Raw genomic sequence first — 18646 nt, 5'->3', positions numbered from 1 at the left:
CTCGCACACAGCGCTGTAAGGACGATGTAACACACTCGTCACCCGCGTCACACAACTGTGACCGGGAGATATTCTGGCGCAACAACGCCCTTCTAGTGTTTGGCCTCGCGGATACAGAGTTGTATACGCCGCCGGATACACCGGTCCTCTCCGGTCCCACCTTCGAAGGAAGGGCACCTTCATGTCAGTTGCCAGGTCCAAGTTCGCCACTCGCGCCATCGCGGCGCCTGCAGCGCTGGTCGCCGTCGGTCTCGTCCTGACCGCCTGTGGAAGCCGCGCGGGAGACACGCCCGACTCGTCGGCGGGCGCCTCCGGTGGCACGTCCTGTGTCGACACCTCGGGCGACACCATCAAGGTCGGTTCGCTGAACTCGCTCTCGGGCACGATGGCGATCTCCGAGGTCACCGTGCGTGACTCGATCGCCCTCGCCGTGGAAGAGATCAACGCGGACGGCGGCGTCCTCGGAAAGCAGATCCAGGTCGTCGCGGAAGACGGTGCGTCGGAGCCGACGGTCTTCGCCGAGAAGGCCGAGAAGCTCATCAGCTCCGATTGTGTCGCAGCGGTATTCGGAGGATGGACATCGTCCAGCCGCAAGGCGATGCTCCCGGTGTTCGAGGATCGCAACGCATTGCTGTACTACCCGGTCCAGTACGAGGGCCTCGAATCGTCGTCGAACATCTTCTACACCGGTGCGACCACCAACCAGCAGATCGTGCCGGCGCTGGACTACCTCAAGGAACAGGGCGTGAAGTCCTTGTACCTGGTGGGCAGCGACTACGTGTTCCCGCAGACCGCGAACCGGATCATCAAGGCCTACGCCGAGGCGAACGGCATCGAGATCAAGGGCGAGGACTACACCCCGCTCGGGTCGACCGACTTCTCCACCATCGTCAACAAGGTCCGCACCGCCGACGCGGACGCCGTATTCAACACGCTGAACGGCGATTCCAACGTCGCGTTCTTCCGTGAGTACACCAACGCGGGTCTCGACGCGAAGGACATGCCGGTCGTCTCGGTGTCCATCGCCGAGGAAGAGGTCGTGGGTATCGGCGCGCAGAACATCGAAGGCCAGCTCACCGCGTGGAACTACTACCAGACCGTCGAGTCCCCCGAGAACGCGTCGTTCGTCGAGGCGTACAAGGCGAAGTACGGCGCGAACAAGCCGACGTCCGACCCGATGGAAGCTGCTTACACCTCGGTCTACCTGTGGAAGAACAGCGTCGAGAAGGCCGAGTCGTTTGCGGTCGAGGACGTCGTGAAAGCTTCCGACGGAGTCTCTTTCGACGCTCCTGAAGGCACCGTGACGATCGACGGCGACAACCACCACATCACCAAGACCGCCCGTATCGGTGAAATCCGCGGCGACGGCCTGATCTACACCGTGTGGGAGTCGGACGGCGCCGTCGATCCCGATCCGTACCTCGAGTCCTACGACTGGGCTGCCGGACTCTCCGGAAACTGACGCTCACGACCGGGAAGCCGACCAGGGAGGCACCATGGATGTCCTTGTAGGACAGTTGTTCACAGGATTGAGTATAGGTTCGATCCTGCTGCTGGCGGCACTGGGCCTGTCGCTGACCTTCGGGCAGATGGGCGTGATCAACATGGCCCACGGCGAATTCATCATGGCCGGCAGCTACACCGCCTTCGTGGTCCAGCAGGTGATCTCGTCCGCGGGTGTGTCCCTGTTCGTCTCGCTGCTCGTCGGCTTCCTGGTCGGTGGGGCGATGGGTGTCCTGCTCGAGCTCACCCTCATCCGCCGCATGTACCACCGGCCCCTCGACACCCTGCTCGTCACGTTCGGTGTGGGCCTGCTGCTCCAGCAGGCCGCCCGCGACATCTTCGGCGCACCCGCCGTCAACGTCGTGGCCCCGGCCTGGCTGTCGGGCGGTGTCGAGATCCTGGGCGCGGTGGTACCGAAAACCCGCCTGTTCATCTTGGCGCTGTCGGTGATCTGCGTGATCGCACTCATCGCCTCGATGAAGTACACCCCGATGGGCCGCCGGATCCGCGCGGTCGTGCAGAACCGCGACCTCGCGGAAACCGTCGGGATCTCCTCGCGCCGCACCGATATCACCACGTTCTTCCTCGGTTCGGGCCTCGCGGGCCTTGCCGGCGTGGCGCTGACGCTGATCGGCTCGACCATCGGGCAGGCGTACCTGATCGACGCGTTCCTCGTCGTCGTCATCGGCGGCCTCGGCAGGATCGAAGGCGCCGTGCTCGCCGCCGTCGCCCTGGGTCTGCTCAATTCGTTCATCGAATACTCCACCACCGCTTCGATCGCGAAGGTGATCGTCTTCGTGATCATCGTGATCTTCCTGCAGGTCCGTCCCCAAGGCCTGTTCGCCGTCAAGACGAGGAGCCTGGTCTGATGTCTGTGACGTTCTCCCCCCGGTCCCTGACACAACCCGGACCCGTCCGCACCGCAGCAGGATTCGCGCTCGCCGCGCTCGTGTTGTTCGGCATCGCGCCGGCGTTCCTGTCCGACTTCCGGCTGGGCCTGCTCGGCAAGTTCCTGTGCTTCGCGATCGTCGCCGTCGGAATCGGGCTCGCATGGGGGCGCGGCGGCATGCTGACCCTCGGGCAGGGCGTGTTCTTCGGGCTCGGCGCATACATCATGGCAATGCATCTCAAAATTGCCGACGCACAGTTGCGTGAGGACTCCGTCCCCGACTTCATGCAGATCGCGGGAATCCGTGAGCTACCGGCATATTGGGTGCCGTTCACCTCACCGTTCGTCGCGATCCTGGCGATCCTCATCGTCCCGGCGCTCGTCGCGGCACTGCTCGGGCTCGGTGTGTTCAAGCGACGTGTGAAAGGCGCCTACTTCGCGATCCTGTCCCAGGCCCTCGCCGCCGCCTTCGCCATCCTGCTCGTCGGTCAGCAGTCCACCGGCGGTTCCAACGGCCTCAACCGGTTCCGCACCTTCTTCGGCTTCGAACTCTCCGATCCCGTCAACAAGCGGATGCTGTTCTTCATCGTGGCGGCCATCCTGCTGCTCGTCGTCGCCGCAACCCGGCAGTTGATGCAGTCCCGCTACGGTGAACTACTCGTCGCGGTGCGCGACCAGGAGGAACGCGTCCGGTTCCTCGGCTACGACCCCGCCAACATCAAGGTGGTGGCCTACACCGTCGCCGCGTTCTTCGCCGGCATCGCCGGAGCGATGTTCGTTCCCATCGTCGGCATCATCTCCCCCGCCGACATCGGCATCGTTCCGTCCATCGCCTTCCTCATCGGCGTCGCCATCGGAGGCCGCAGCACCCTGCTCGGGCCGGTCCTCGGCGCGATCGGAGTCGCGTGGGCCCAGACCGCGCTGTCGGAGAACTTCCCCTCGGCCTGGACCTACGCTCAGGGACTGCTGTTCATCGTGGTGGTCGGCTTCTTCCCCGCCGGCCTGGCCGGACTCGCCACCGTATGGCGCCGGCGCCGCCGGTCCCGGCCCGCACCACCCGCCGACGACGTACCCGCAGCGACGACCGAATTGGAGCCGGCACGATGAACGCACCCGTCTACGGCGGCAACGCCGGCATGGCCAGCGACTACCTCGAAATCCGCGATCTGCGAGTCACCTTCGACGGCTTCCACGCCGTCGACGGAGTGAACCTCACACTCCTGCAGGGAGACCTGCGCTTCCTGATCGGACCCAACGGCGCGGGCAAGACCACCCTCGTCGACGCGGTCACGGGCCTGGTCCCCGCAACCGGTTCCATCACCAAGTCCGGAATCGAACTCGTCGGCAAGAAGACGCACAAGATCGCCCGCCTCGGCGTCGGCCGGACGTTCCAGACCGCGTCGGTGTTCGAGGAACTGTCGGTGCTCCAGAATCTCGATATCGCCGCAGGTGCCGGGCGCTCCCCGTGGCAACTACTGCGCCGCCGTAAAGATGTGCTGCCCGAAATCGAGGAAGCCCTCGAGACGATCGGCTTGTCCGCCCACCGCGACACGCCGGCAGGCATCCTCGCGCACGGCCAGAAGCAGTGGCTCGAGATCGGAATGCTCCTCGTCCAGAACGCCGACGTGTTGCTGCTCGACGAGCCGGTCGCGGGCATGAGCGGCGACGAACGCGAGGAAACCGGCCGGCTGCTGCGCCGTATCGGCGCGCAGCGCACCGTCGTGGTGGTCGAACACGACATGGACTTCATGCGTGCGTTCGCGACCTCCGTGACCGTGCTGGCCCGCGGCAAGGTCATCGCGGACGGCACCGTCGAAGAGGTGCAGAACGATCCGCAGGTCCAAGAGGTCTACCTCGGCACCGCAGCTGCGGTCGGTTCCGACGGCACCGACACGTTCCAGGAGGCATGATGCTCGAACTCGTCGACGTGCGAGCCGGTTACGGCCGCACCGAAGTCATCCACGGTGTCTCGGTCACCGTTCCCTCCGACGGAGTCGCCGCCGTGATGGGCCACAACGGCGCCGGCAAGACCACGCTGCTGCGCGCCGCCGTCGGCCTGCTTCCGATCTCCTCGGGCAAGATCCTGTTCGACGGGCACGACATCAGCGGGCTCCGGCCGGCAGCACGCGTGGCCCGGGGACTCGCCTACGTGCCGCAGGGCCAGCAGTCGTTCGGGCAGCTCACCTGTAGCGAAAACCTGCAGGTCGTCGCGGACGGCCGCAAGAACGGCAAGAAGCTCGTCGCCGATATGCTCGACCTGTTCCCCGCGCTCGTCCCACTGCTCGACCGTCGCGCGGGGCTGCTCTCCGGCGGCCAGCGTCAGCAACTCGCGATCGCGCGCGCTCTGATCACCGAGCCGCGCATGCTCATCCTCGACGAACCGACCGAAGGCATCCAGCCCTCGGTGGTCGCCGAGATCGAGAACACCATCGTCGAACTCAGTCGCGGCGGAAACCTCGGTGTCCTGCTCGTCGAACAGCACATCGGCTTCGCCCTCGACAACGCGCGCCACTACTACGTGCTCGAATCCGGGCGCGTCACCTCCACCGGAGAGGGTGGCGCGGACGCCGCGACAACCGTCCGCGCGGCGATGGCGATCTGATGCGTCCCGGCGTCACCCGGCGAGAGCAGGTCTACCGGGCCTTGCGCACCGACCTGATGTCCGGCGACCTCACCCCCGACGAACGCCTCAGTGAGGAACGGCTCGCCGAGCACTACGGGGTGTCGCGCACCCCGGTGCGCGAGGCGCTGGCTCGCCTCGTGTCCGACGGTCTCGTCGAACGTCGCGAGTACGGGTTGTTTCCGTATCGCCCGCGCCTCGAAGATCTCGCGGGCCTCTACGAACTCCGGATCACCCTGGAACTTCGCGGAATCCGGCGCGCGCAGGACGACGACTCCATCCGGCACGACCCCGACATTCTCGGTCCCGAACTCGACCGCTGGTACGGCATCCGCCGAAATCTTCCGGAACCCGACGCAGGATTTGTGACCCTCGACGAGCAATTCCATCTCACGATGCTGGCGGCGTCCGGAAACCGTGCGCTGTGCGACGCACTTGCCGTGGTCAATCAGAAAGTGCGGCCGGTGCGCATGTTCGACTACCTCACCCCGGACCGGATCTCCGACACGGTCGACGAGCACATCGCCGTCGCGGAACTCGTCCTGGACAACAGACTCGACGACGCGCACCGCATGCTCCTCGAACACATCGGCACCTCCCGGACCGTAGTCGTACGGCGCTCGGAGGAAGCCCTGAACGTGGCGCGGCTTGCCCGGGCGGTCCGTGAGTGATCGTGCGACACTGGCGGGTATGACGCCCCGCATCCGGCCCGGACGTTTCAGGGAACTCGGTCCTCTCAACTGGGCCGCATGGAAAGCGCTCTCCGCGGCGGCGGGGACCACCGACGCCCATCTGTTCAGCACGCTCGGACGGACGGGGCGGTTGTTCCGGGGATGGCTGCACTATTCCGGCATGTTGATGCCCTTCGGCAGGCTCGGCCGCTTCGAGGGCGAGATGATCATCCTGCGGGTCGCGCACTTGCGGGGCAGCGCATACGAGACCGACCATCACACCCGGCTGGGCCGGCGCGCCGGCATCACCGACGACCTCCGTGCGCGCATCGTCGCCGGGCCGGACGCCGAGGGCTGGAGCCCCCGTCACCGCGCGATCCTCGGCGCCGTCGACGAACTGGTCGCGACGAAAGATCTCTCGGACGAGACGTGGTCGACGCTCGCGGATCACCTCGACGATCGAAAGCTCATCGAATTCTGCTTGCTGGTCACCCAATACGACGGTCTGGCCACCACGATCGGCACTCTCCGCCTCGAACGCGACTTCGGTTAGTCACCGGCACCTGCTCACACGGTGAACGTGAGCATCCTCTAACCCGGCCGTAACACGGCGTCACAACGGTGTCATCGCAGGTCAATAGCGTATACAGCTATGTCGACAGAAACGGACACAGGGACACCGGAGCCGCTGCGGCTCCAGGTCTACCGCCAGTTGCGTGACGATGTGATGAACGGGTCGGTCCGTGTCGGCGACCGTATGACGGAGCCGAAACTCGCTGCACGGTTCGGTATCTCACGCACTCCGGTACGCGAAGCACTCGCGATGCTCGTCTCCGACGGTCTGATTCGCAGAGAAGACTACGGATTCTCACCCCAGCCGCCGAGCATTCCGCGCATCCGGAATCTGTACGAACTGCGAATCACCCTGGAATTGCAGGGCATCACCCGCGCACTCGACGATCCGGCCGTGCGGCACGACCGGACGGCACTCGAATCCGAACGTACGCGGTGGCGGGCACTTGCCGACGACCCGCCGGCGCAGGAACCGGGCTTCGTCGTCGCCGACGAGGAGTTCCATGTAGCGCTGCTGGCGTCGTCCGGGAACACCGAACTCGTGAGCGCGCTCGAGTCCGTCAACTCCCGGATTCGCCATGTACGGATGTACGACTTCATGGTCAACAGCCGCATCGAAACGTCGATCGCAGAGCATCTCGGCATCCTCGACGCCGTCCTCGACGACGACCTTCCTACCGCTCGCACCCTGCTCCACCGCCATATCGGCGAATCTCTCTCCGTTGTTCTCGACAGGGTGACCCGCGCGGTCACCGCGATGTCGCTGGCCGACTGACAGCGCTGCCGTCCCGCCCCTATCCGAGGAGCTCGCCTTGACCTACGCCTTCGATACCCTGCTCGTCGCCAACCGCGGCGAGATCGCCTGTCGCATCATGCGTTCGGCTCATCTGCTCGGCCTCAAGACCGTCGCCGTGTACTCCGATGCCGACGCCTCTGCCGCACACGTCGAACTCGCCGACGTGGCCGTGCGACTCGGCCCGGCCCCCGCAGCCGAGTCGTATCTGCGCGCCGATCTGGTGATCGAGGCCGCCCAGGCGACCGGCGCCGGGGCGATCCATCCGGGCTACGGATTCCTCTCCGAGAACGCCGATTTCGCTGCCGCGTGCGAGGCGGCGGGTATCGCGTTCGTCGGGCCGACTCCCGAGCAGTTACGCGTGTTCGGTGACAAACACACCGCGCGAGAGGCCGCGCGCGCCGTGGGAGTTCCGCTCGTGGCGGGCAGCGGACTACTCGGCTCGCTCGACGACGCCCTCGTCGCGGCCGAGGACATCGGATATCCGGTCATGCTCAAAGCAGTCGGTGGCGGTGGGGGCATCGGCATGCAGGCGTGCTTCGGTCCCGACGATCTCCGCTCCGCCTACGAACGGGTGCTGCGCCTCGCGTCGGCCAATTTCTCCTCGTCCGGTGTGTTCCTCGAACGATTCGTGGCACATGCGCGACACATCGAAGTGCAGGTGTTCGGCGACGGGCACGGCCGCACTCTCAGCCTCGGCACCCGCGACTGCTCCCTGCAGCGCCGCAATCAGAAGGTCGTCGAGGAAGCACCCGCTCCGAACCTGCCCGACGAGATCGTCGAACAGTTGCTGTCGTCTTCCCGCGCGCTCGCGGACTCCGTGCACTATCGGTCTGCGGGAACGGTGGAGTTCGTCTACGACATCGACCGAGGTGAGGCATCCTTCCTCGAAATGAACACCCGGCTCCAGGTGGAACATCCTGTGACCGAAGAGGTCACAGGCGTCGACCTCGTCGAATGGATGCTCCGGCTCGCGCGCGGCGAGACCGACATGCTCGACGCGCTGCCCGACACCGGACCCGCGATCAGCGGCCACGCAGTGGAAGCGCGGGTGTACGCCGAGGACCCCGGACACGACTACCGGCCGAGCGCGGGCCTGCTCACCCAGGTGGAGTTCCCCGCACACACCCGGATCGAGACGTGGGTGGACACCGGGACCGAGGTCAGCTCGTTCTACGACCCGATGCTCGCCAAGGTGATCGTGCACGGCGAGTCCCGCCGCACCGCCTTCGCGGCATTGGCCGACGCGCTCGACGACACCCATCTCTACGGGGTCCAGACGAACCTGCCCCAGCTTCGCCGTATCTGCACGGCCCCTTCGGTTCTGGCCGCCGAGCACGCCACCTCCACCCTGGCGGGACTGCGCGCGACCGGGCACCGTATCGACGTGGTGCGGGCGGGCACGATGACCACCGTCCAGGACTTTCCCGGCCGTACCGGGTTGTGGGAGGTGGGAATCCCGCCGTCCGGGCCGATGGACGACCTGTCGTTGCGTGCGGCGAACGTGGCCGTCGGAAATCCCGAGGGCGCTCCCGGACTCGAATGCACGCTGCAGGGCCCGCGCCTCGAGTTCTCCGACGCCACGTTCGTGTGTGTCACCGGCGCCCCGGCCGAGGTGACGCTGGACGGCGAGCCGGTGCCGATGTGGGAGCCGATCGAGGTTCCCGCCGGTGCGGTGCTCGACGTGGGTGCCCCCGCCGACACCGGCCTGCGCACCTACGTCGCTGTGCGCGGTGGCCTGGACGTACCGCTGTACCACGGCAGCGCGTCGACCTTCACGCTCGGCGGCTTCGGTGGCGTCACCGGGCGGGCCGTGGCCACCGGCGATGTCCTGGGCGTCGCCGACACCGCCACCGACCGCGAGCCCGCTCCCGTGCCGGCCGAGGGGCGGCCGGAGTTCACGCACACCTGGCACCTCGCGGTCACCGAAGGTCCGCAACCGGCACCCGACTACTTCACCCCCGAAGACATCAGCCAGTTCTACGACACCACCTGGACGGTGCAGAGCCACGCCAACCGGACCGGTATCCGGCTCGACGGCCCGAAACCCACCTGGTCTCGCACCGATGGTGGCGACGCCGGTCTCCACCCGTCGAACCTGCACGACAATCCGTACAGCGTCGGCGCTCTCAACGTCTCGGGTGACACCCCGATCCTGCTCGGTCCCGACGGTCCCAGCCTCGGCGGGTTCGCGTGCCCGCTCACCGTCGTGTCCGGTCACCGCTGGAAGCTGGGACAGATCCGGCCGGGTGACTCGTTGCGGTTCGTCCCGGTGACCGACGCCGGTGCGGCCGCCTTGCGCACCGCCACCGTCCGCGGAGCGGACCTTCCGCCGGTGGAACGGCAGACCACGTCCGACGGCGGCCGACTGGGCCGGACGGAGGCCGTCCTCGACCGTCCCGAGGCCGTCTATCTGCGCGGCGGCGACGACAACATCCTCGTCGAGTACGGGGACATGGTGCTCGACCTGGGGCTGCGCATGCGCGTGCACGCACTCTCCGAGGCTCTCGCAGCGACAGGTCTTCCGGGAATCGTGGACGTGACGCCCGGCGTGCGGTCGCTGCACATCCACTTCGATCCTGATGTGCTGCCGGCCTACCGCCTGCTCGGTGTGCTGCAGGATCTCGAGACCGAACTCCCCGCGACACGCGACCTCGTGGTTCCGAGCCGCACCGTGCGTCTTCCGCTCTCGTTCGACGACCCGTCGATCTCCGAGGCGATCTCCCGGTACCGGAGCGGTGTCCGCGACGAGGCGCCCTGGCTGCCGTCGAACATCGAATTCATCCGGCGCATCAACGGATTGGAGTCCGTCGACCAGGTGCGTGACGCCGTCTTCGACGCCGAGTATCTCGTCCTCGGACTCGGCGACGTGTATCTCGGTGCTCCCCTTGCGGTTCCCCTCGATCCCCGGCACCGCCTCGTGACCACCAAGTACAACCCGGCGCGCACCTGGACCCCGTCCGACGCCGTCGGTATCGGTGGCAAATATCTGTGTGTCTACGGCATGGAGTCGCCGGGCGGGTACCAGTTGGTCGGCCGGACCGTCCCCATCTGGTCCGGCTACCGGCAGACCGGGCCGTTCGAACAGGGCAAGCCGTGGCTGTTCCGGTTCTTCGACCGCATCGTCTGGGAGCCGGTGACACCGGAGCAGTTGCTCGAGTACCGGGCCGCGTCGAAGGCCGGCCGGTTCGACGCCGACGTCTCGGACGGCACGTTCGTTCTCGCCGACCATCTCCGATTCCTCGAAGACAATGCCGAGTCGATCGCAGCGTTCGACGAGAAACAATCCGTGGCGTTCGAAGTCGAGAAGCGCGCGTGGCACGCCGCCGGTGAGTTCGACCGCGTCGATGCCGAACCCGTCGAGGTGTCCGCACCCGTCGACCCCCTCGCCGGAATGCCTGCGGGCGCGACGGTCGTGGAGGCACCGATGGTCGGCAACGTCTGGCGGGTCGAGGTGACCGAAGGTGACCACGTGGCCTCCGGTACCACCGCAGTTATTCTCGAAGCGATGAAGCTCGAGATGCCCGTCCTCACCGACGCGGCGGGAACAGTTCTGAAAGTCCTCGTGGAACCCGGTAGCAAAGTGGCGCCCGGTACCCCACTCCTCGTGATCGGAGCAGCAGCATGACCGTGAGTACCGGCAGCGCAACGAACGACAGTGCGGCGCTCGCCCCGGGCAGCGCGATCACCGCCACCGAACGAGCCCGGAATGCATTGCGCCGCATCGAGGAAGTGGATCGGCCCGAGGTGTGGATCACCCTCCGCGACGCCACCGGTATTCTCGCCGACGCCGCAGCGGTCGACGCACGCGTCGCCGCGGGTGAGAGCCTGCCCCTCGCGGGCCTGCTCGTGGCCGTGAAGGACAACGTGGACGTCGCGGAGCTACCCACGACCTCGGGGTGCCCCGAATTCGCCTATACCCCCGAGACCACCGCCACCGGCGTCGCGCGACTCGTCGAGGCCGGTGCCGTGGTGCTCGGCAAGACGAACCTCGACCAGTTCGCGACCGGGCTGGTGGGTTCCCGCAGTCCGTACGGTGCAGTGCGGAGTGCGTGGGACCCGGAGCGCGTCTCGGGCGGATCCAGTTCGGGTTCGGCCGTCGCGGTGGGCCTGGGCATTGCCGACATCGGGATCGGCACGGACACAGCCGGATCCGGAAGGGTGCCCGCAGCGTTGAACGGCATCGTCGGCATCAAAGCCACGCTCGGTGTCATCCCGACGTACGGAGTCGTTCCTGCCTGTATCGATTACGACTGCTTGACCGTGCTCGCGCGAGACCTCGATCTCGCCACAGCCGCGGCGGCGGTGATGGCGGGCCCGGACCCTCGCGATGCACGCAGCCGTTCCTGGCCCGCCGACGTCCGACTGGCCGCGTCGTCGGCGATTCGCCTGGCCGTGCCGCGGCCGGAGGACCTCGACGCACTGTGCGACGAGTATCGCGAAGCGTTCGCCCTCACGGTGGTCGCGGCCCAGCAGCGCGGAATCGACGTCGACGAGGTGGACATCTCCCCTCTCCTCGACGCGGCAACTCTGCTCTACGACGGCGCGGTGGTCGCCGAGCGCTACGCCGCGGTGGGCGAGTTCCTCTCCGCCGCGCCGGCCGGTGCGGACCCGACGGTCGCCGCTATCGTCGCCGGCGCGAGAAAGCCTGCCGCGCACGAACTCGTCGCGGACCTCGACACCCTCACCCGTACGAAGGCTCAGGCGGTGCGTCTCCTCGAAGGGTTCGACGGACTGCTACTGCCCACGACGACCGAACATCCGACTATCGCTGCGGTACAGGCGGATCCACTCGGAATCAACCGCCGCATGGGGACGTACACGAATTTCTGCAACCTGCTGGATATGGCGGCGGTGGCGGTGCCCGGACAACCCACGGCCGCGGGCAACCCGTTCGGCGTCATGGTGGTCGTACCGGCGTTCCACGACCAGATCGCGATCGACGTCGCGGCGGCACTGACGGGCGGCACGGCTCCGCTCTTCGTGGATTCCGGCGTGGACCTCGCCGTGTTCGGAGCACACCTGCGTGGGCAACCGCTCCACTTCCAGCTCGAGAATCTCGGAGCGCGCTTCACGGAAGAGATCCGCACGTCCGATGCGTATCGCCTGATGGCACTGGACACCACACCGCCGAAGCCGGGCTTGGTGCGCCACGGTGCCGGAGCAGGGGCCTCGATCGCGGGCGAACTGTTCCGCATCTCCGAAGCGGGACTGGGCCGTTTTCTGGCGGCCCTGCCCGCCCCGATGACGCTGACGAGTGTGGAACTGTCGGACGGTCGCGCCGTCGTCGGGTTCGGGTGCACGCACGACGCAGCCGCCGACGCGGTGGACATCACCGAGTTCGGCGGCTGGGTCGCCTACCGCCAGTCGGGGCGGTAGAAGACGGACGGGTCAGCGGGGCGGCGGATCGACGGCGACGCCGCCGCCCTCGTGCTCCGGGCCTGCGGCGGGGTGGTCCGACGGCATCCGCCGACGGAAACGGGCCGCCTCGCTCGGGGCGGCTTCTCCCGTCGGATCAGCGGAACTGCGGTAGGGGCCGGGCTTCGGGCGTGCCTTGCCGCCGGGGAACGCGAGACGTGCGATGGTGCGGTGCACCATCCACCACTGCTGCCCGAACCGCCCGGTGTTGTACGGCAGGTCGTAGCGCTCACAGATGTCCTTGATCTTGGGCGCCACCTCGGAGTACCGGGTGCTCGGCATGTCGGGGAACACGTGATGTTCCACCTGATAGCCGAGGTTGCCGCTGATGACGTGGAACAGCGGACTTCCCTCGATGTTCGCCGAACCCACGAGCTGGCGGACATACCAGCCGCCGCGCGACTCGTTCTCGACTTCCTTCTTGGAGAACGTGTACGTCTGGTCCGGGAAATGGCCGCAGAAGATGATGGCATGCGCCCACACGTTGCGGATGATGTTGGCGGTGACGTCCGCGGCCAGGGTCGACAGGAACGTCTTCTCGACGCCGGGCAGCCACCGGTCGGCGATGTCGGCGCCGGCGCCCCACCTACCGGATCGGCGTAGCCATCCGCCACGCGGGACGTCTTCGGCTGCGGCAGCTTTCCGCGCATCGCGACCTGCGCCAGACCGAACACCGCGGCGCTGACGAGCGGCCACCCCACATAGTCCTTCACGAATTGGGCCTTCGCCTTTCCGGCGATGCCCTTGAGCTCTTCGAGTACCTGCGTGGGCGACTTCTCGCCCGCCCAGAGCGCCTCGAGATCCAGGTCGTGCAGGGCGACGCCCCATTCGAACAGCACGGTGAGCAGGGCGTTGTAGAACGGTTGGGCGAGGTAGACCGGTTGCCACCGCTGTTTCGGGTCGATCCGCATGATCTCGTATCCGAGATCCTTGTCCAGGCCCCGAATGTTGGTGTACGTGTGATGGACGTAGTTGTGCGAGTGCTTCCACGCTTCAGCCGTGGACGCGGTGTCCCAGTCCCACACGGAGGAGTGGATGTCCGGGTCGTTCATCCAGTCCCACTGGCCGTGCATGACGTTGTGTCCGATTTCCAAAAGAGAACGGGTTCGCCGATTCCTGAGGCCCTTGTCACCGGAACCCGACACCAATCGGTGACGGAAGTTGCCAACGTGAGCATGTTTCTCCGGCTGCCACTTGGACTGCACGGCCACCTTGTTCGTCCCGATCAGTAGGTTTCCGTGATCAAGACGTGTCCTATGTGTGCCGTTGATGAGGTTTGTCGTTCGTTTCGGCTACTACTTCCTGTTGCCGTGCCTATCGCCAGGAGGAAGCCGGTGATAGGCACGGTGCGACTTCCGGGACGATCCGCCTGCCGATCCCGGCCATTGGTTCTGAACGCTCTTTCGGTCACACCCGATGTCCCACCCGGAGCGATCGTCGGCCGGGACGCCGTTCGTGAGGCCCGGTTCGCCACCACCGATCGGCGGTCCGCTCTCGGCCGCAGCCGAAATGGAGGTGAGAGCCGCGACAGCCCCGATCATTAATTGACTAATCGATCGGTTAATGATTGACTGGGGGTCATGGCGAGAACCGTCGATCCCCAACGTGTGGCAGAGCGTCGCGCCGCTATCCTCACCGCCGCGGCATCCCTGTTCGCCTCGAATGGGTTCGAGGGCACGACCATCGCGGCCGTCGCTCGAAAGGCCGGGATGAGTCCAGGGAACGTCTTTCACTATTTCCCAGACAAGGCGGCACTGTTCCGGGGATTGTTCGAGCAATCAATCGTCGAATTCGCGGAGTTGGTGGAGCAGCATGCGCACCGTCCGGATCCGGTGCCGGCGCTGCTCGATCTCATCGAAGCGCAGGTCGGCGAAGCCCTGGATCCCGTTGCCCCCGGCTTGATGGTCGAGGTGCTGCGCAGGGTGGGTCACGATGACGAACTCACCCGCCTGGTGACAGCCGAGGAAGAACTAGCATTCACCACCTACCGGGCGCTGCTCGAGCGCGCCGATGCAGCCGGAGACATCGATTCTGGCTTCGATCTCGACGCCACCGCCCGCTGGCTCATCGCCATCGTCGACGCTGCGTTCCTTCACGCCGATCCGGACAACTCTGCCGATCCGCGCCCCCTGGTGCGTCTGACCATCACCCGCCTTCTCACCGCAAGGACAGAATTCAATGACCAACACCGCTGACATCGAGCTTCGTCCGCGTCACGGATGGACCATCGGATTTGTGCTGATCGGCCTGCTTCTCGGGTGCGGTGTCGGATTCATCCTGAACCCGGTCGGCTCATGGGTCCTCGAGCTTCTCGGAGGTGTTCCCGCACCGGTCCGTATCGCTATGACGTTGCCGCTGGTGTGGCAGGTTCCGGTTCTCGGCATTCTCGGTGCCTTGCTGGGGCTGTTCATTGCCGCCGAAGGCGAGAAGGAGGCGTTGAAGTTGACCGTGTCCGATGACCGCCTGATCCTCGACCAACACGGCCATACCCGTGTGGTCCCCCGCGGGGCGATTTCTGCGATCTTCGCGGACGGGAAGGATTTTGTCGTCGACGGCGCCGAGGGCAGACAGATCGTGCGGTACAAAGCGACCGATATCTCGATCGACGCCGCTGCGGACGCACTTCGCGCTCATCGATACCCGTGGATAGGGGCAACAGACCCGCACGCGCACAAGTACTCGCCCTGGATCGACGGCAACGGAGATTCCACCGACGACGAGGACCACGCCTTCCGCGCCCGGCGGCGTGCTCTCGAGAAGAAGGACCGACAGGAGGCAGAGGCGGCCCTCGAACGCCTTCAATCCTTCGGCCTCGTCGTGCGCGATCGCCAAGGCGGCCAGGAGTTTCGACGCTTGGACTAGGAGTAGGTCGATACACCTTTGCCTGGACCGCGAGCAGCGCGAGACATGCTCGACACCTGATGCAGGTGCGGCACGCGTAAACGAGTAACGATGCCCAACACGCAGTATCGCCGCTACCCGAACGCAGTTGTCTGCCGCGACACAACATTCGCACGTGCATTCGGTTCAACCGCAACGCATCGCCTGTCCTGTGCCGCGCCTCGCGGCGGGAGTCGACGTGGCGTCGTGAGCTGCCGGGGCTACCAACGACCGTTGAAGGAGTGACACACCATGTGCGAACAACCGCCCGCATCGACACCACACCACCGCGGCCTCGTCGCGGCGTCCGCCGAGGAGCCTGGGACAAGGCGCCGTCTGCGCGGGGTGGTTCAGGTCGGTGGATGTGTCGTGCTCAGCGCGGTAAGCGCCGAACTGCTTGCAGCGTATGCGGACAACACCGGAAGACTAGGCCCCATCATGTTCGCAGTGGTCTTCTTCACTGCGCTTTACGGCGCACCGGCCCTGCTCGTGCGCGAGATCACCCGCCGGGCCGGCTGGGGCTGGGATTCGATGCTGCTACTAATGTTGAGCTTGGCGATCGCGCAGGCCTGTCTCATCGACCAGTCCCTCTTCAGCGAGGACTACCAGAACTACGACGGCTGGACCGAAACCTATCAGGCCACACTCATCCCGGCCGTCGGGGTGAGCGTCTACAACGCGTTCAACTTCATCCTCGGGCACGTGATCTACAGCTTCGGTGCGCCCATTGCCTTGGCAGAAGCATGGAAGCCGCACAAGGCCGAGGACCCGTGGCTCAAGGCGCCCGGACTGATCCTCGCCGCCGCCGCATACTTCGTTGCCGCCGGCCTGATCATCAGCGATCCGGAATCACAGAATGCGTCGGTTTCCCAACTGCTTGGGGCGAGCCTCCTGGTGATTGCCTGTGTGGGATGTGCATACGCTTTGGGCAAGCGCCACCAGAAGAAGGCAAGTCACGGCGCCGACGAGGGCGCGTCGGCGCCGGCAGTCGCCACCGTGTTCGCCGTGATGTTGGCACTTGCCTGCCTACTCAACCTCACAGGAGAAGACTGGTGGGGAGTAGCTATGGCCGTCGCAGTCACCACAGTGGGGGGAGCACTCATCGTTGTGAGTGCCCGGCGGAGAGGGTGGGGGCTTCGCCACGTAGCTGCGGTGGCGCTCGCATTCCTTGTCAGCCGTGGCGTTCTGGCGTTCACCTACGAGCCGCTGACAGGCACGGTGGCGGCATGGTCGAAGTACACCCACAACGCCGTCATGCTCTCACTTGTTCTGGTGGCCGGATGGTGTGCCCTCAAAATCCCAGGACCGTCCTCAACGCCCGGCCGGTCCGCCTCCGCGTGACTTCTTCCGCCGTGGATGCCGTAGCTCTCCGCCGTGATCCCGCCGCACCCGATCGGCGCGGCGGCTCTCGTCGCGCCCTGGCTAAAGCCGACGATCAGCCCGCTGCGCGGCTGATGCGAATCGCCAGGGAGCGGGAGTCATCTCACCACTCTGATGGCTCGGGCCGATGCGTTGACCAGCGGTCCGCGACGCGGGATCGAGATGAAGCCGCCATCGGCGCCCCGGCCCGGCCCGCTAACCGGGACCGAACCGGTATGCACGGGTCGTTGTCGCGTTTGCGAGCAGCTGCGGATGCGTGCTCGGGCCGCCGCGGCGGCGACCGACTCCGTGCGCGGCGGTGCTGACCCCGCCGGGGAGAAGGGCTGTGCAGGTGCGGGCTTGCCGGCCAGAGGGCTCAATCGGCAATCAGCGACTGCGCCGAGTATCGAGGCCGGATCGGCATTCCTGTGCCCTCGTCCCGGCTCGCACTGCCGCGAGGTTCTGCAGGGCCTTCCGGGGGGCGACAACGCTAGTGGTCCACGCTCATCCCGTACCCCTCCCCGATCTAACACAGAACCTCGCGAATGAGGGGCCAAACGAATAGGAATTTCTGGCTCTCGTGGTGCGGATGGAGCACGTCGAGAACCTGTTCGCTCCGATCTGCCCAGACCCAGTGTGGATGCGTAGCGCAACGCCCGCGACATCCAGATACGTGACCGATGAACCCTTCGGCCTCGGGAATTTCATGACCGCTGACATTTGATGATGGCCGAGCTTGACCTCCATCTGACGATGCCGTCAGACCATCGACTATCGGGTGGGTGTTGTGCGGTGCGGGTGTGCTGCCTGTAAGTAGCGCATGGCGGTGGGAACGGTGATGCCGAACAGGCTGATGAGCAGGACTGGGTCCTCGGTTGTGGTTGCTTCGTGCAGGATTCGGTCGCTCCGGACGCGGCGGGACTGCAGACCCAGCCGCCGGAAGGTATTCGTGATGGTGAGGGCGGCGAGGGGTGGGGTGTTGGCCGCGTGCGCGCCGTGTGAGGAGATCAGCAAGTGAGGGTTCGGGCTGGCCGGCCACAAGGCGTGGCGGTGGCGGAGCCACCTGACGATCAGTGTTCGAGTGAGTTCGTCGAGATAGAGGATTCGGGTGCGGCCTCGTGGCCGCACGACGGTGAGGGTGCCTGCGCGGTTGTCGAGCGAGTCGGTTCGCAGTGCACGGACCTCTTCGACGTTGAGGGCGTGAACCGCGACGAGGGCGACGATCAGCTGCGCTCGTGGATCCTCGGCGCGTTCTATAAGGCCGCGGAGTTGATCATCTCGCAGCGGGGTGGGAAGCGGAAGTGCGCGGGAGTTCGCGATGCCGCGGGTCGGGTCGTGGGGCAGGATCCGTTCTGACTTCAGCATTCCGAAGATGCTGCGAAGGCCGGCCAGGTGGTGGTGTGCGGCTGATCCGGTGACCTCGCGAACTCCATCGCGGATGTGGTCTTCGGTGACGTCGCGGAGGCTCCGGTGCCGGGCACTCCAGGTGTCGAGCAGTGGTCGAACTGCGTAGAGGTGGTTCTGGATCAGCTTCCACGAGCGGGGCTTCCGTCTGCGCCGCCCTAAGCCCCGCATCGCCTGGACCCACACGCGGATCTCGGTGGCGATATGGTCGGGATACTGGTCGACGTGAGTGATGACCCAGCGTTCGGTGGACGTAATCGAGGACTCTGGCGCGAGTAGGCCGTGGGCGGAGAGGAAGGCCAGGGCACGGTTGCCGGTCCCCTTGTAGAGCGTGCGGCGCAGAGCTCGGATGTCAGCTTCACGGATGGGCATCTCGGCGCCGATCCAGCTCAGGAGCACCGTCAACGTCCGCACACTCAGCGTCGTTGTGGTTGGGTCCCACCGTCGCTCACGCGCGAAGACACACATGGCCTCGATCAGGACCTGCGATTGGTCTGTCAGGGCCGGCAAGGTCTCGCCGGCGGGAAGGCGCGTCC

General features: G+C 66.2%; 14 protein-coding genes and 1 pseudogene. 13 read left to right on the top strand and 2 right to left on the bottom strand.

What is annotated here, in order from left to right; genetic code table 11:
- Nucleotides 1–181 precede the first annotated feature (181 nt).
- The 10 genes from urtA to atzF all read left to right on the top strand — a co-directional run bounded on the left by urtA (nucleotide 182) and on the right by atzF (nucleotide 12428).
- Nucleotides 182–1462 carry an urea ABC transporter substrate-binding protein gene (gene urtA / locus HF877_RS01435; protein ID WP_169619308.1) on the top strand — a complete coding sequence of 427 codons (1281 nt, stop codon included), beginning with the start codon at nucleotides 182–184 and terminating at the stop codon, nucleotides 1460–1462.
- A gap of 34 nt (nucleotides 1463–1496) precedes the next feature.
- Nucleotides 1497–2372 carry an urea ABC transporter permease subunit UrtB gene (gene urtB, locus HF877_RS01430; RefSeq protein WP_169619306.1) on the top strand — a complete coding sequence of 292 codons (876 nt, stop codon included), beginning with the start codon at nucleotides 1497–1499 and terminating at the stop codon, nucleotides 2370–2372.
- Complete coding sequence (gene urtC / locus HF877_RS01425; RefSeq protein WP_169619304.1) at nucleotides 2372–3499, top strand: urea ABC transporter permease subunit UrtC; 1128 nt, start codon at nucleotides 2372–2374, stop codon at nucleotides 3497–3499. Before urtB ends, urtC begins: the two co-directional genes overlap by 1 nt.
- On the top strand, nucleotides 3496–4302 hold the full coding sequence (urtD, locus tag HF877_RS01420; RefSeq protein ID WP_169619302.1) for an urea ABC transporter ATP-binding protein UrtD: 807 nt from the start codon (nucleotides 3496–3498) through the stop codon (nucleotides 4300–4302). The genes urtC and urtD overlap by 4 nt, the downstream gene beginning before the upstream one ends.
- On the top strand, nucleotides 4302–4994 hold the full coding sequence (gene urtE / locus HF877_RS01415; RefSeq protein WP_169619603.1) for an urea ABC transporter ATP-binding subunit UrtE: 693 nt from the start codon (nucleotides 4302–4304) through the stop codon (nucleotides 4992–4994). Before urtD ends, urtE begins: the two co-directional genes overlap by 1 nt.
- Entirely contained in the window at nucleotides 4994–5683 is a 690-nt protein-coding gene (locus HF877_RS01410; protein WP_169619301.1) for a GntR family transcriptional regulator, read from the top strand. The genes urtE and HF877_RS01410 overlap by 1 nt, the downstream gene beginning before the upstream one ends.
- A 19-nt stretch (nucleotides 5684–5702) precedes the next feature.
- On the top strand, nucleotides 5703–6236 hold the full coding sequence (locus tag HF877_RS01405) for a carboxymuconolactone decarboxylase family protein (protein WP_169619299.1): 534 nt from the start codon (nucleotides 5703–5705) through the stop codon (nucleotides 6234–6236).
- A gap of 99 nt (nucleotides 6237–6335) precedes the next feature.
- Nucleotides 6336–7031 (top strand): GntR family transcriptional regulator, encoded by a 696-nt coding sequence (locus tag HF877_RS01400; RefSeq protein ID WP_169619297.1) that lies wholly within the window; start codon nucleotides 6336–6338, stop codon nucleotides 7029–7031.
- A 37-nt stretch (nucleotides 7032–7068) separates the two neighbouring features.
- On the top strand, nucleotides 7069–10677 hold the full coding sequence (gene uca, locus HF877_RS01395) for an urea carboxylase (protein WP_169619295.1): 3609 nt from the start codon (nucleotides 7069–7071) through the stop codon (nucleotides 10675–10677).
- Nucleotides 10674–12428, top strand: coding sequence for an allophanate hydrolase (gene atzF, locus HF877_RS01390; protein WP_169619293.1), 1755 nt, complete (start codon nucleotides 10674–10676; stop codon nucleotides 12426–12428). The genes uca and atzF overlap by 4 nt, the downstream gene beginning before the upstream one ends.
- A gap of 12 nt (nucleotides 12429–12440) precedes the next feature.
- Here the strand turns inward: atzF and HF877_RS01385 are convergent.
- Nucleotides 12441–13540: pseudogene (locus HF877_RS01385) on the bottom strand (acyl-CoA desaturase).
- A gap of 507 nt (nucleotides 13541–14047) precedes the next feature.
- Here HF877_RS01385 and HF877_RS01380 point away from each other — a divergent pair.
- From HF877_RS01380 to HF877_RS01370, 3 genes are all read left to right on the top strand, one after another.
- Entirely contained in the window at nucleotides 14048–14662 is a 615-nt protein-coding gene (locus HF877_RS01380) for a TetR/AcrR family transcriptional regulator (RefSeq protein WP_169619291.1), read from the top strand.
- The gene (locus HF877_RS01375; RefSeq protein WP_169619289.1) at nucleotides 14646–15329 is read left to right on the top strand and encodes a hypothetical protein; all 684 of its coding nucleotides are present in this window, start codon (nucleotides 14646–14648) and stop codon (nucleotides 15327–15329) included. Before HF877_RS01380 ends, HF877_RS01375 begins: the two co-directional genes overlap by 17 nt.
- Before the next feature lie 270 nt (nucleotides 15330–15599).
- Complete coding sequence (locus HF877_RS01370; protein WP_206036427.1) at nucleotides 15600–16688, top strand: hypothetical protein; 1089 nt, start codon at nucleotides 15600–15602, stop codon at nucleotides 16686–16688.
- A gap of 789 nt (nucleotides 16689–17477) precedes the next feature.
- Here HF877_RS01370 and HF877_RS01365 read toward each other — a convergent pair.
- Nucleotides 17478–18515, bottom strand: coding sequence for a hypothetical protein (locus tag HF877_RS01365; protein WP_169619287.1), 1038 nt, complete (start codon nucleotides 18513–18515; stop codon nucleotides 17478–17480).
- Nucleotides 18516–18646 lie beyond the last annotated feature (131 nt).

Source organism: Rhodococcus sp. BL-253-APC-6A1W (assembly GCF_012843405.1).
In the GTDB taxonomy this organism is placed as follows: domain Bacteria; phylum Actinomycetota; class Actinomycetes; order Mycobacteriales; family Mycobacteriaceae; genus Rhodococcus.
Note: the sequence above shows the minus strand (reverse complement) of the source record. Positions and strands in the feature narration are given on the sequence as shown.

Coding starts and splice junctions, on each gene's coding strand:
- HF877_RS01400 (WP_169619297.1), top strand. CDS start 6,336: ATGTCGACAGAAACGGACACAGGGACACCGGAGCCGCTGCGGCTCCAG.
- urtC (WP_169619304.1), top strand. CDS start 2,372: ATGTCTGTGACGTTCTCCCCCCGGTCCCTGACACAACCCGGACCCGTC.
- atzF (WP_169619293.1), top strand. CDS start 10,674: ATGACCGTGAGTACCGGCAGCGCAACGAACGACAGTGCGGCGCTCGCC.
- HF877_RS01380 (WP_169619291.1), top strand. CDS start 14,048: ATGGCGAGAACCGTCGATCCCCAACGTGTGGCAGAGCGTCGCGCCGCT.
- HF877_RS01410 (WP_169619301.1), top strand. CDS start 4,994: ATGCGTCCCGGCGTCACCCGGCGAGAGCAGGTCTACCGGGCCTTGCGC.
- HF877_RS01370 (WP_206036427.1), top strand. CDS start 15,600: ATGTGCGAACAACCGCCCGCATCGACACCACACCACCGCGGCCTCGTC.
- HF877_RS01405 (WP_169619299.1), top strand. CDS start 5,703: ATGACGCCCCGCATCCGGCCCGGACGTTTCAGGGAACTCGGTCCTCTC.
- urtA (WP_169619308.1), top strand. CDS start 182: ATGTCAGTTGCCAGGTCCAAGTTCGCCACTCGCGCCATCGCGGCGCCT.
- HF877_RS01375 (WP_169619289.1), top strand. CDS start 14,646: ATGACCAACACCGCTGACATCGAGCTTCGTCCGCGTCACGGATGGACC.
- urtD (WP_169619302.1), top strand. CDS start 3,496: ATGAACGCACCCGTCTACGGCGGCAACGCCGGCATGGCCAGCGACTAC.
- urtB (WP_169619306.1), top strand. CDS start 1,497: ATGGATGTCCTTGTAGGACAGTTGTTCACAGGATTGAGTATAGGTTCG.
- urtE (WP_169619603.1), top strand. CDS start 4,302: ATGCTCGAACTCGTCGACGTGCGAGCCGGTTACGGCCGCACCGAAGTC.